At 64.3% G+C, this 14402-nt stretch carries 5 protein-coding genes; all 5 read right to left on the bottom strand.

Annotated elements, in window-relative coordinates; genetic code table 11:
* Positions 1-107: 107 nt before the first annotated feature.
* Complete coding sequence (locus tag LB564_RS23390; RefSeq protein ID WP_224541285.1) at positions 108-1877, bottom strand: glucan ABC transporter ATP-binding protein/ permease; 1770 nt, start codon at positions 1875-1877, stop codon at positions 108-110.
* A 370-nt stretch (positions 1878-2247) separates the two neighbouring features.
* Positions 2248-10833: a GH36-type glycosyl hydrolase domain-containing protein gene (locus tag LB564_RS23385; protein ID WP_224541284.1), complete on the bottom strand. Its 8586-nt coding sequence runs from the start codon at positions 10831-10833 to the stop codon at positions 2248-2250.
* A gap of 288 nt (positions 10834-11121) precedes the next feature.
* On the bottom strand, positions 11122-11700 hold the full coding sequence (locus LB564_RS23380; RefSeq protein ID WP_224541282.1) for a HutD family protein: 579 nt from the start codon (positions 11698-11700) through the stop codon (positions 11122-11124).
* Between the two features lie 4 nt (positions 11701-11704).
* The gene (gene hutU / locus LB564_RS23375) at positions 11705-13384 is read right to left on the bottom strand and encodes a urocanate hydratase (protein WP_224541280.1); all 1680 of its coding nucleotides are present in this window, start codon (positions 13382-13384) and stop codon (positions 11705-11707) included.
* Between the two features lie 25 nt (positions 13385-13409).
* The gene (hutG, locus tag LB564_RS23370) at positions 13410-14225 is read right to left on the bottom strand and encodes an N-formylglutamate deformylase (RefSeq protein WP_224541279.1); all 816 of its coding nucleotides are present in this window, start codon (positions 14223-14225) and stop codon (positions 13410-13412) included.
* Positions 14226-14402 lie beyond the last annotated feature (177 nt).

Raw genomic sequence — 14402 nt, 5'->3', positions numbered from 1 at the left:
CCAAGCCGCCGAACCCAGTGGACCTCCCCAAATCAGATGGGCTTCCAATATGTATAATTTTCCCCGGACAGCCCTGCACAAAGGGGAGAAGGGAGAACTGTCATCGCTCAGGCCGCCTCGTGTACGGAGCGGCTGAGGCGGCGGACTTCCTCGTCGTTGAGCAGGCCGCCGGCGCGCAGCAGGCTGGCGAAACGGCCGTTGCGCAGCGACAGTTCGGCGAAGCCACCCATCTCGATCACCCTGCCCTTGTCCATGAACACGACCAGATCGGCGTCGCGGACGGTGGTCAGGCGGTGGGCGATGATGAAGGTGGTGCGGTCGCGGCGCAATTCGTCGATCGCTTCCTTGACGCGATCCTCGGTCTCGACGTCGAGCGCGCTGGTCGCCTCGTCGAGCACCAGGATCGGAGCATCCTTCAGCACGGCACGGGCAATGGCGATGCGCTGGCGCTCGCCGCCCGACAGCTGGCCGCCACGTTCGCCGACCACCGTGTCATAGCCATTGCTCTTGGACAGGATGAAATCCTGCGCCGCGGCCGCGGTGGCGGCGGCATGGATCTCGTCATTGGTCGCATCGGCGCGGCCGACACGGATATTGTCCTCGATCGAGCGGTTCAGCAATCCGGCATCCTGGAACACGGTGGCGATCGAATGGCGCAGCGACTTGCGGGTCACGGTGCGGGTATCGACGCCGTCGATCAGGATACGGCCGCTGGACGGCGAGAAGACGCGCTGCAGCAAGTTGATGAGCGTGGTCTTGCCCGCACCCGTCGGCCCGACGATGGCGACGGTCTGGCCAGCCTGGACCTCGAAGGAGACATCGCTGACGCCCTGCCCCGAATTGGCGAACTCGAAGCTGACATCCTCGAAACGGACATGGCCGGTGACATTGGCAAGATCGCGCAGGCCGTCCGGCTCGGCGGTATCGGCGGCCGAGTCCTCAAGCTTGTAGAAATCCTCGAGCTTGGCGCGAGCTTCCGAAATCTGGTTCGCGAAAGCCGACATCTGGTCGAGCCGCGAAATCAGCAGCGTGGCGAAGCCGGTGAAGGCGATGACGTCGCCGATGCGCAGCTGGCCGTGGGTGACCAGATAGGCGCCGATCAGAAGCACCACCATCATCGAGATCGTCGACGACAGGCGATTGAGCGCATTGGCGATAGCCCACCAGTCGAGCACCGGGTTCTGCGCGTCGAGCAGGTTCTTGACGTAGCCGCGCAGCGTCTCCGCCTCATGACCGAGACGGTTGTAGCTCTGCAGCACGGCGACGTTGCTCACCGAGTCCGTCACATGCGCGAACACCTTGTGATAGTGGCGCTCGACGGCGGCCTGGCCTTCCTTGGTGCGCTTCATCACCAGGCGGCCGATGCCGACATAGAGAACGCCGAGGACGAGCAGGACCATCGACATGCGCACATCCATGCTGAGCGCGGTCGGAACCAGCAGGACGAGTGCAACAGCCGTGGACAAATGCTGGCGCATGAATTCGAGCCAAAGGCTGAACAGCGTCTCGACGGCGCGCAACAGCGTATGGAGGGCGTTGGAGGTGCCGCGCTGGTGATGCCAGGCGAGCGGCATGGTGATGACGCGCTCGAAGGACTGGCACAGCACTTCGCTGCGCCGGGCGTGCGCGAACCGGTCGGCACCGCGCGCCACCAGCACGAAAGCGAGAACATTGAAGGCGCCGATGCCGGCCCAGACCGCAAGCGTGGAGAAGACCGAACCCTTGGTGGAAATTGCGTCGATGACCCGGCCAAACATGATCGGCTCGAGGATCGCGATGGCTGCGAGAGCGACGTTGGCCGCACAGATCAGCGCGACGCGCTTCTTATCGGCAGCCAGATACCCCAGCGCTCTCCAATAGATCTGCAGAAGTGACACTTCAGCTACTCCGCCAACATTCTATTGTGCCCAATACCAATATTGTGCACTGCACCATTCCTGACACGTAACGGTTGATGCGTCGCAAAACAATGCCCGTCTATCGCTTCCGTTCCCATTTAGCGAACAAAACATGACGACGATACGAAATCTGGCGTGATCACCTAACGGATTGAGATAAAAGGTGAAATGCCAGCGTTGCGGCAAAATCATGGCAGCGGCCTAGCGTTGCCACATTTTTAATCACCGCAAGCTGGAGAGGTCGGTTCCAAGGCGCGCGGCCGACGCCGCCTCGGATCCCGCGCAAGTAACGGGACGCAGCTTCGCGCGTCCCGAAAGACGCGCTATCCGGTGACCCAACCTGTTGATTTTACGCCGGTATCTTGACCACGACCTCGGTCTGACCACCGGCCTTTGGCTCGAAGGACGTCGATTTTGTCTTCGAACCGTCGACTTCGAGCGAGATCGTCTTGGTCTTTTTGTCGCGAATGACCTGCACCTTGATCTCGGCGCCCAGCATCTTGAGGGACGCCTGATAGCCGTCCCAATGACTGGGCAGCTTCGGCCGGAACGTGATCTGCTTGCCGCGCCGTTCGATACCCAGGATGCCTTCGACCGCGGCCCGGTATAGCCAGCCCGCCGAGCCGGTGTACCAGGTCCAGCCGCCGCGTCCGCCCTTGTCCTCCCCGGCATAGATATCGGCCGCCACCACATAGGGCTCGACGCGGTAGTGCTCGGTCGAGGCCTCGTCGAACGCGTGATTGACCGGGTTCAGCATCGAGAAGCAGCGGTAGGCCTCGTCGGTCTGCCCCATCTCCGCCAGCGCGATGACGAACCACGTCGCCGCATGGGTGTACTGGCCGCCATTCTCGCGCACGCCAGGCGGATAGCTCTTGATGTAGCCGGGATCCTTGTCCGTCTTCGAGAAGGGCGGCGTGAAAAGCTTTACGATCTTGAGGTGATCGTCGACGAGCAACTTCGTCGCCTGCTGCATCGCCGTCGTCGACCGCGCCGGGTCGCCCTCGCCCGAAAGCACGCTCCAGGACTGGGCGATGGAGTCGATCTTGCACTCCTGCGATGAACGCGACCCCAAAGGCGTGCCGTCATCGAAACTGCCGCGCCGGTACCATTCTCCGTCCCACGCCGTGCTTTCGAGCGCCCGCTTCAGCGCTTCGGCATGCTTTGCCCAGGCTTGTGCGCGCTTGGTGTCGCCCTCGCTCCTGGCGACCGCGGCGAAGTCGCCAAGCGTCTTCAAGAGGAACCAGCCCAGCCACACGCTCTCGCCCTTGCCGTGCTCGCCGACACGGTTCATGCCGTCGTTCCAGTCGCCGCCAAGGATCAGCGGCAGTCCGGCTGGACTGCTGCGCTTGATGGCAAGGTCCAGCGCACGCGCGCAGTGATCGTAGAGCGACACTGTCTTCTTCGAGATTTCCGGGGTGAAGAAGGCGTCATGCTCGCCTTCGCCCAGCACCTGGCCGTCGAGGAACGGCAGTTGCTCCTTCAGGATGGTGGCGTCGCCGGTCACCGTGAGATAGCGCGCCGTGGCGTGAGCGAGCCACACCACGTCGTCGGAGATCAGCGTGCGCACGCCGGCGCCGGTACGCGGCAGCCACCAATGCTGCACGTCGCCCTCCGGAAACTGCCGCCGCGCGGCGTTGAGGATCTGGTCGCGCGCCAGCGTCGGATCATGCGCCAGCAAGGCCAGTGTGTCCTGCAGCTGGTCGCGGAACCCGAAGGCGCCGCTTGCCTGATAGAAAGCCGAGCGGGCGCGGATGCGGCAGGCAAGGCTCTGATAGGGCAGCCAGTGATTGACCATGGCATCGAGGCCCTTGTCCGGCGTCTCGACCTGGATGGTGTCGAGGAAGGCACGCCATTCGCGCTCGTTGTCGGTCAGGCGCTGGTCGAAGTCCCCGCCCCGGTGCTTCTGCACCAGCGCGCTCGCCTGCGCCGAGGACTCGGCGTCGCCGAGCAGCCAGATCAGCGTGACGTCGCCGCCAGCCGGAATCTCGATGTCACGAGCGATCGCCGCGCACGGATCGTCTCCGGCCTCGACGCGGCCAGACAGGGCCGAACCGCTCAGCACCGCCTGCGGCAACTCGCTGGACCCGTGCCGGCCGAGGAACTCGGCCCGGTCCGTCGTCACCGAGTGGATGCCGGTGTCGGCGGCGAGGAAGGCCACGCGCTCGCTGAAATCCAGCCCATAGGGGTTTTGCGCCAGCAACGCGCCGGTGGCGCCATCACGGGACGGCACTATGGTTGCCGCCGTGCGCGACCGGTGCCCGCCAAGCACCCACTCGGCGTAGGCATAGACGCGCAACCGCGCCGGCACCGAGCCGGAATTCTGGATGCGCAGCCGCGTAATCTTCACCGGATCGACGGGATCGACGACATGGGTCAGGTCCATCGACAAAGGCCCCCGCTTCGAGCGGAAGGTCGAGAAGCCCTGGCCATGCCAGGCCTCGTAGGTCATCGAGGGATCGCGCACCACCGCGGCGATCGGGGAGAACGCCCTGCCGCTGGCCTGGTCGTAAATGTAGATGCCCTCGCCCGGCCGGTTCGAAACCGGATCGTTCGACCACGGCGTTATCTGATAGTCACGGCTGTTGCGGCTCCAGGTGAAGGCAGCCCCCTCGGCCGAGGTGTGGAAGCCGAACGAGGCGTTGGAGACGACGTTGATCCAGGGCTGCGGCGTGGTGCGCCGGCCAGTCAGGCGCACCACATAGTGCCGCCCGTCGCCGTCGAAGCCGCCGAAACCGTTCCACTGGCTGAGGCCGGAGCCATCTGCGCTGACATCGGCCACCGCCGAGGCAAATGCATGCATCTGCAGTGCGGGCGCTGGAATTTCGCGCGGGGCCGGCAATCCAGCCGGCTGCAGGCCATCGCGCGCCTGCAGGGCAGCCGCCTCGGCCCGTTCGATCTGGTCGAAGATGGTGCCGTTGCGCGTATGCAGCACAACCCGGGCGACGGCGAGCAGCGTCTTGTAGGTCGTCTCCTCCATCAGGTCGCGGCGCACCGCGAAAATGTGCTGGCGGGGTCCAAGTTCCTTGCCGCGCAAGCGGCTGTTTTCGCACAACGTCTCGACCGCGCGCTGCAGATCCTGGACATAGGAGGAGGCCTGCTCATTGACGACGACGAAGTCGATCATCATGCCACGGGTGCGCATATACTCCTGGAAGCGCAACGCCTGGGCAACGATTTCAAGATCGGCGACATCGCCGATCCTGACCAGGAAGATCGGGTAATCGCCCGAAATGCTGGTCGGCCACAGGCTCGATTGCTTGCCCAGGCCGGAAGCGATGGACTCGGCGGGCAGCCGCAGGAACGGGTCGGGATAGATCAGATAGCGCGCCAGTTTCTGCACATTGGCGGCATCGGTCAGGCTGAGGCCCAAATGACGGGTCTGCACCTGGCTGCGCGTCCAGGCGAGCATGGCCTGGCGGGCAAAGCTCTCCTGGTGGTCGAGCCGGTTGATGGCCTCTTCCAACTCGGCGCGGTTGGCCCCGACGACGGTCCAGAAGGTCAGCGATATCTTCTTGTTGGCCGGCACGCGCACCTGACGGCGCAGCGAGGCGATGGGATCGAGGGTGAAGCCGGAATGGCCGCGAAGCCGGGCGCCTGGATCGAAGGCCGCGGCATCGACGATGGTGCGGCCACGCCCAATGAAGGCGCGCCGGTCGGTCTCGGCCTCGGCATCGCGAGAGGGTCCCGATGGATCGGTGACGAAATGCACCAGCGTGACATCGGGTTCGCTGGTTTCGCGCTTGCGGCGCGTGGCGAAGATGGCGCCGTTGTTGGGAGCGATCTCGGTTTCCACGAACATCTTCGAGAAAGCCGGATGCGCGTTGTCGGAAGCCTCCGAACCCAGCACCAGTTCGGCAAAGGACGTCACTTCGATGTGACGGTCGGATGTGCTTTCATTGTAGAGCGTGATCCGGCGGCCTTCGCCATTGCCTTCGGAAATGACGATGCATTCGACCTCGGAGCGCAGCGTGCCGACCGATTTCACGAAGCTCGCCTTGTCATCGGAAAACAGGGTTTGCGTCTTTTCCTCGGCCGCGTGCTTGGGCTCCGAAGTCGCCGACCACCAGTCGCCAGTGGCCGCATCGCGCAGGAAGATATAGGAGCCAAGCCGATCCTCGACCGGATCGGGCTGCCAGCGGGTGACGGAAAGATCGCCCCAGCGGCTGTAACCGGAGCCGGTCGCGGTCACCATCACCGAATAGCGGCCGTTCGACATCACATTGGTCGAACGCAGCGCCCGCAAGGGATCGAACACGATGCGGGTATCGGGGCTCTCGGTTTCGGTTTCGTCCTTTGAGCGCTCGTCGGCCTCGGTGCGGACGGTGGCGGTCGGGATGTCGCGCGGCGCCCTCTCTTGCAGCAGCAGTTCGGCCGATTCGATGACCGGATCGCTGTGGAAGCGATCGCGCAGGCGACCTTCGAAGATGGCGTCGGCGACAGCGGCGATCGACATGCCCGAATGGTGGGCATAGTAATTCAGCACGACCGCATGGTTGGTGCCTTCCGGCACGCGCTGCGGCGTGAAGTCGACCGCATCATAATAGCCATGAGGGCCAAGCGCGCCGATCTCGCGCAGCCGGGCCAGGTTCTGCACCGCTTCGCGCGGGTTGAACTGGGCCGCCAGGATGGTCGCGTAAGGCGCGATCACCGTGTTCTGGCCGAGGCCACGCTTCAGCCCAAGCCCCGGCACGCCGAAATTGGTGTATTGATAGGTCAGTTCCCGGTCGCGGGCGTTGTAGGCCGCTTCCGAGATACCCCACGGCACGTTCTTCTGGCGGCCGTACTGGATCTGGCGCTTGATGATCAGCTTGCTGGTCTGGTTGAGGATGGAGCCTTGCGGCTCCTTCATCACCAGCGGCGGCATCAGATACTCGAACATCGAGCCGGACCAGGACATCAGCGCGCCCTGGAAACCGATCTCGACGATCGGGCGTCCAAGCCTGAACCAGTGTTCGGTCGGCAGGTCGCCCTTGGCGATGGCGAACAGGCTGGTCAGCCGCGCCTCGGAGGCCATAAGGTCGTAGCAGCTTTCGTCGAGCTGATGTTCCTCGACCCGGTAGCCGATCGACAAGAGCTTGCGCTCCGGGCGCATCAGGAAGGCGAATTCCATCTCGAAGGCGAAACGGCGGGTGCGCTCGCGCAAGGTGAGCAGCTTGGCACGCAGGGCCTCGACAGCGTTTTCGTCGCTGTGGGCGTCGTGGACGTGCGCCTCGCAGGTGGCCTCGAGCCTTGCCGCCCAGTCGACGATGACGTCGCTCTGCGGCGATGCGGCCTCGGTGTGAATGGCGGTGGCGAGCTTGCGGATTTCGCCAGCCAGGACTGCAAGGTTGATGGTGCGGATCGAGGCCATTTCCGGCTGCGCCTTGATCGTCTCGACGGCACGCCGCATGCCGTCGAGACGATCGACGAGGCGTTGGCGCAGCGGCCGCAACTGACGGCGGTCGTCAGGCAGTTCATCGAGGCTTTCGCTGAGAATGGTGACGGTATCGAGAATACCCTCGAAATCGCCCTGCAGGTGGACGGAAGGCGCTTCCGCCCATTCCGCGCAGGCCGCCGCCACCGCCACCAGGTGACCGGCGAGATTGCCGCTGTCCACCGCCGAGATATAGAGCGGGTAGAGCGGCTTCAGCGTCGTGGTGTCGTACCAGTTGAAGAGATGGCCACGATGACGCGGCATGCTCTCGATGGTGGTCATGGTGGCGTCGATGCGGGTGATGGCATCGGACAGGCTGATCCAGCCGAAATCGCGCGCCGAGACGACCGAGAGCAGATAGACGCCGATATTGGTCGGCGAGGTACGCGGCGCCACCACGGGCGCCGGGCTCTCCTGGAAATTGTCCGGCGGCAGATTGTGATGCTCCGCCGTCACGAAGCTCTCGAAATAGTGCCAGGTGCGGCGCGCCACGGTGCGCAGCGTGTGGATGTCGGCCTGGGATATGCGCAGCCGGTCCTCGGTTTCGGCGGAGCGGCTGATCCAGCTCGCGATCGCCGGCGAGCCGATCCAGAACACGGCAAAGAAGAAGGCGACGAAGGCACCGGTGGAATCGGCCAGCACCGGAATGGCTAGGCCGACAAAGCCGATGATCACGGCGCCATACATTATGCCGTAATAGGAGCCGACATCATTGTCGCCGGCCTTGTGCGCCTGCGAGGCGGTGCGCCACTCCAGCAGATTCTGCCGGCTGACGAACAGCCGGTAGAGCGTACGCACGATGGCGTCGCCCATCATCCAGGCATTGTGCGCCATCAGCACGATCTTCAGAGCCACCATGGCGGTGCCGAAGGCGACGTCGCGCGCCAGCGCCGAGAAGTGGCCGCGCGGCGTCTGGTCGCCGCTCTTGGGCAGGATGGCGTTGACGACGTCGAAGGTCGGCGCCATGAACAGGCTGAGGATCAGCAAGGCCTGCCACTGCGCCGCCTGCGTGAAGGGCAGCAGGGTCCAGCCGGCGATGGCCGCCAAGACCCAGAAGATCGGCGTCAGCGAGCGGCGCAGATTGTCGACCATCTTCCAGCGCGACAGGGCCGGGACGCCGGAGCGCGGGTTGAAGATGTAGCCCAAGAGCTGCCAGTCGCCGCGCGCCCAGCGATGGTGACGCGAGGCGTCGACCGAGTAGCGGGTCGGGTAATCCTCGACCAGTTCGACGTCGGTGACCAGTGCGGCGCGCGCCAGCGCGCCTTCGAGCAGATCGTGGCTGAGGATGGTGTTTTCCTCGATGCGGCCCTGCAAGGCGGCCTCGAAGGCATCGACATGATAGAGGCCCTTGCCGGTGAAGGAGCCGTCGCTGAAGACGTCCTGATAGAGGTCCGAAACAGCGAAGACATAAGGGTCGAGGCCGCGATTGGCCGAGAAGACGCGCTGGAAGAACGAGGCTTCGTCGCCGCTGGTGAGCGAAGCGGTGATGCGCGGCTGCAGGATGGTGTAACCGGCGGTTACGACGCGCCTGGTGGCGTCGAAATGCGGGCGGTTGAGCGGATGGCAAAGCTTGCCGACAAGGCTCGATACCGCATCGCGGGTGGTGCGGGTATCGGCATCGAGCGTCATCACATGGACGACCTTTTCCGGCAGCGGCACCTCGAGCGGCAGGAAGGTGGTATCGCTGTCGCCGCGCAGCAAGAGATCGAGCTCGTGTAGCTTGCCGCGCTTGCGCTCCCAGCCCATCCAGCACCCTTGCGCGGCATTGTAGAGCCGGCGGCGGTGCAGGATGTAGAACCGCGGTGCGCCTTGCGAGGGATAGCGCGCGTTGAGACGGGCGATTTCGGCACGGGCGAAATCCAGGATCTCGGTGTCCGCCGCATCGACCTCGATCTTGCTGTCGGGCCAATCCGACAGCAAGGCGAAATGGATCTCGTCCGCCAGATTGGCGAGGTAGTGCACTTCGATGTTGCGGATGTTCTCCTCGACATCGTCGCGCGAGCCGATCAGCGACGGCACGACCACCAGGGTGCGCGCTTCGGGCGGCACGCCATGCCTGTAGTCGTACCCAATCAGGCGCGTGGGCTTGAGGAACAGCGAGACCACGGTGTTGAAGAAGGCGAGCGCGCCTTCGCTGGCCGGCACGGCAAACAGCGCCAGCATCAGCACGATCGACGGCACCGACAGGCCAAGATTGCCCAACGCATTGCCTGTCAGGACGAGCAGCAACACCGTCAGCGCGAAAACGGGGAGCACGATGCCGAGCCAGCCGGTCTTGGCGAAGGTCCGCTTCACCATCTGGCTGATCGTGGGCCGGTAACCGATCGCCTTTTCCAGCTCCAGCCGGCGCGGGCCGACGAGATAGAAACCGACATCGGTATGGTCGGATCCAGCCTGGGTATCAGCCTCTTCAGCTCCCTGCGGGACCGTTCCGCCGGCGGCGTGGCCGGCCAGCTCGATGGCTTTTTCGGCGACACGGTACTCCGACAGGTTCGAGCGGCGTGCCAGTTCCTCGATCGCGGTGCGATATTGATCGCGGGAGAAGAAGTCGAGCGCGGCGAAATCGGTGCGCTCGCGCAACACGGTATCGATACGGCTGACGCCTTCGAACCACACCGTCCAGTCGACGTCGTTGATGAGGCGCAGACCACGCACGATGTTGCCGGTGGTGACATTGCCGCTGGACAGCGTCTGGTGCTCGGAAATGATGATTTCCTCGGCGTCCGAGCCGGTCTTTTCGAGCTCGCCTTCCAGCCACTCCAGCGCCTTGCCGGCGTTTTGCGACCCGTCACGCAGGCGATAGAGAAGCTGAGTGGCGAAGGTGGTGTCCTGCGCGTGCGCGCTGAAATTGGCGAGGATCGCCTGCCGGTCCGGATTGTCGTCGGTCGCCAATACCTTGTCAGCCACGTCGTTGGCGATCTGGCGCATTTGGCGGGTGCGGTTGACCCTGACCGCCAGGCGGCGGAGGTTCTCGATCAGCACGAAGCGCAGCAGGGATGGCAGCGCCCAGAGTTCGCCGATCTTCAGCGGTTCGACCGACTGAAAGCCCTGGACGATGGACTTGAACATGGTCGCCGAGACGGAACTGTCGGAATGGGCGACATAGGTCCAGGCCAGCGCCAATGCGCGCGGCACGGTGCCGCCATCGGGCAGTTTCAGTGTCGGCAATTGCCGGTAGAAGCGGCGCGGCAGGTCGCGTTTGACCTGGAAAATCGTTTCCTCGATCAGATAGTTGTTGTCGAGCAGCCATTGCGCGGCGGGCGTGATGGTTTCGCCCCTCGCCTGCGCGGCATTGGTCGACCGGTAGACTTCGAGGATCTTCTTGGCGCTGTCGCGGATCCGAGCCTGGAAGTCGAACGGGATCAAGCCGAACAGATCCGCCAGATCGCCCTTGGCCAGGCTTTCGCCGAGCAGCCGGAGCCGTTCTTCCGGCAGGAATGTCGATCTTATCGGCTCTTCCGTGATGGCAGGAAAGCTCGCGCTGGTCTTCTCGATCTGGGCTGGATTCGTCTGAATATTCATTGAAAATTCCGTAAGCGGGCACTCAGCGGCGTCACCGCTACGGCAATGGCCCTAAAACCGGTTCAAATGCAATTGGTTGCATCAACCCCTATGCCGAAAGTTTGTTTCCGCACCACGACAGGGCGTCATCTTTCGACCAACTCAAAGACGAGCGCCCCTCGCTCCCGTCAAGACCGATCGACGGAGAGGATTCGGGCTTTTTCGTGATGCCGACGCCAGCTTACGCTATATTTCGCCGGCATCACGATCATGTTTGGAAACAGGCGGTAACCGTTGGCACCAAACGCGTCAGGCGGCACCGATTATCCGGATCACGAAGAGGATCGCATCCGGCTCGGGCTGAACCCGCAAGACAGCGGCATCAGGTCCGAGCAGCAAGGTGTCGAGCGGCCCGAGACGAACGGGCGCGGTGCCGGGGAAAATGGCATGGCCTGCATGACAAAGGATGAGGGTGGCCCCGGCCCCAGTCAGGATTTCCACAGGCGTCGAAATCGCCAGACGCTCGACCTGATGCAACATGGGGCCGCGACGCGTCATGACGTTGAGATCGGTGATCGGGCCGGCGATCAGCGCGGCACTTGTTGGCTGGTCGGCTGGAAAGGAAAATGGCCGGGAGGCCGCCGTCATCCGCTCCGGTGGCCGGCCCGCGACGTCAAGCACGATTCCCTCGCCCTCCAGCACCGACAGCGTCCGGTCGATGCCGGAAAAGCTGGAGAATGGCCCGCTCGTCTCGACCCGGGCCATCGAGACGCGCCAGTCGAAATCGTCGAGCCCGGCGCCATCGGGCGAGACGGCGATCTCGGTCGTCGTGCCGCCGCCGTTCTTCCACGGCATGACGCGGTAATCGGCGGCACGAAGGATGCGCATGGCGTCAGCCGTTACCGAGAATGCCGGGCAGGTTGAGCTGGTGCTCCTTGGCGCATTCGATGGCGATGTCGTAGCCGGCATCGGCATGGCGCATGACGCCGGTCGCCGGGTCGTTCCACAGAACGCGCTCCAGACGTCTCGCTGCGTCAGGCGTGCCATCGGCGACGATGACCATGCCGGCATGCTGGGAAAAGCCCATGCCGACGCCGCCGCCATGGTGCAGCGACACCCAGGTGGCGCCCGAAGCTGTGTTGAGCAGCGCGTTGAGCAATGGCCAGTCGGAGACCGCGTCAGTGCCGTCCTTCATCGCTTCCGTCTCGCGGTTCGGCGAAGCGACCGAGCCGGAATCGAGGTGATCGCGGCCGATGACGACCGGCGCCTTGAGTTCGCCCTTGGCCACCATCTCGTTGAAGGCGAGACCAAGCCTGTGCCGGTCGCCGAGACCGACCCAGCAAATGCGCGCCGGCAGGCCCTGGAATGAGATGCGCTCGCGCGCCATGTCGAGCCAGTTGTGCAGATGGGTGTTGCCGGGGGTGAGTTCGCGCACCTTGGCGTCAGTCTTGTAGATATCCCCGGGATCGCCGGAGAGTGCGGCCCAACGGAACGGGCCGATGCCTCGGCAAAAGAGCGGACGGATGTAGGCCGGCACGAAACCGGGGAAGGCAAAGGCATTTTCAAAGCCTTCGTCCTTGGCGACCTGACGGATGTTGTTGCCGTAGTCGAGGGTCGGCACGCCGGCGTTCCAGAACGCCACCATCGCCTCGACATGCTCGCGCATGGAGGCGCGCGCCGCCTTCTCGACCGCCTTCGGGTCGCTGACGCGCTTTTCGCGCCATTCGGCCATCGTCCAACCCTTCGGCAAATAGCCGTTGATAGGGTCGTGCGCAGAGGTCTGGTCGGTGACCATGTCGGGGCGGATGCCGCGCCTGAACATTTCGGGCACGATCTCGGCGGCATTGCCGAGCAAGCCTACGGACTTAGCCTCGCCGGCCTTGGTCCAGCGCTCGATCATCTCCATGGCTTCGTCGAGCGTCTCGGCCTTCTCGTCGACATAGCGGGTGCGCAGGCGGAAATCGATCGAATCGGGATTGCATTCGATGGCCAGGCAGCAGGCGCCGGCCATGACGGCGGCCAGAGGCTGCGCGCCGCCCATGCCGCCGAGACCACCGGTCAGGATCCATTTTCCCTTCAGATTGCCGCCATAGTGCTGGCGGCCGGCCTCGACGAAGGTTTCGTAGGTGCCCTGCACGATGCCTTGCGTGCCGATGTAGATCCAGGAGCCGGCCGTCATCTGGCCGTACATCATCAGGCCCTTCTTATCGAGCTCGTTGAATTTCTCCCAGGTCGCCCAGTGCGGTACCAGGTTGGAATTGGCGATCAGCACGCGCGGCGCGTCCGAGTGGGTGCGGAACACGCCGACCGGCTTGCCGGACTGCACCAGCAGCGTCTCGTCCTCGCCAAGCGTCTTCAGCGAGGCGACGATGCGGTCGAAATCGTTCCAGGTGCGCGCCGCCCTGCCGATGCCGCCATAGACGACCAGCTCGTTGGGGTTCTCGGCGACCTCGGGGTCGAGGTTGTTCATCAGCATGCGCAGCGGCGCTTCGGTCGTCCAATAGCGGGCGTTGAGCTTGTCGCCGCGGGGGCTGCGCACTTCGCGGATGTTGTGGCGAGGGTCGGTCATCATTGTCCCTTTCGGATGAGGCGGCGCGTCAGCGGCCGGCCCAGTCAATGGCGGTTTGGAGAATCTTTCTCAGCGTGGCGCGGATCGGCGCGGCGAAGGCGGCATCGTAGGGCACCGGCCAATTGTCCGGCGTGCCCTTCCCTTCGGGTTCGCGCATATAGCCGCGATTGGAGAGTTCCATCTGCAGCGCATGCACGCCCTGAAGCGGCAGGCCGAAATGGCGCGTGATCCACCCGCCCTTGAAGCGCCCGTTGACGACAAAGGTTTCACCGGTTTCAGCCATGATCTGGTTGACCGTCGCCTGCAGCGTCGGATCAGCGCTTTTGCCGTCGTTCGTGCCGAGATTGAATACCGGCAGCGTGCCTTCGAACAGGCGTGGCAGCACCGAGCGGATCGAATGGCAGTCGTAGAGGACAATCTTGCCGTGCAGGCTGCGCAGCCTGTCGATCTCGGCCTGCAAGGCAGCGTGGTAGGGTGTGAAGAACTTCTCGCGACGCTCGTCGATCTCGGACGGGCCCGGCTCTTCGCCCTGGCGGTAGAGCGGATCGCCATCGAAGGTTTCGGTCGGGCACAGGCCGGTGGTCGCCTGGCCTGGATAGAGCGAGGCACCGGATGGATCGCGGTTGACGTCGATCACGGTGCGCGAGATCGCCGTGTGCACGACGGTCACGCCAAGGTCAGTGGCGAAATCATAGAGATTGTCGATCCACCAGTCGCAATCGCGCCGACCCAGCCATGGCGACACCAGCCGGCTTTCCAGGCCGGCAAGGTCGATGCCGGTGTGCGGGATCGACACCAGCAGCGGTGCCGTGCCCTGAGTAATGGTGAGCCAGGATGGCGTCATGCGAGATCTCCCCATGTTGGAGCTCTACGGCGCCCCCCTCTGCCCTGCCGGGCATCTCCCCCTCTTGGGGGGAGATTGGCCGCCACAGCGGCTTTCGCCAATCGCCGGCGTTGCAAGAGGAGCGGCGTCAGGGAAGCTGCTGATCTCCCCCCAAGAGGGGGAGATGGCCGGCAGGCC

The sequence above is a fragment of the Mesorhizobium sp. ES1-6 genome (assembly GCF_020164775.1).
Lineage (GTDB): Bacteria > Pseudomonadota > Alphaproteobacteria > Rhizobiales > Rhizobiaceae > Mesorhizobium.
The sequence above is the reverse complement of the archived record's forward strand: the minus strand, read 5'-3'. Positions and strand labels throughout refer to the sequence as shown.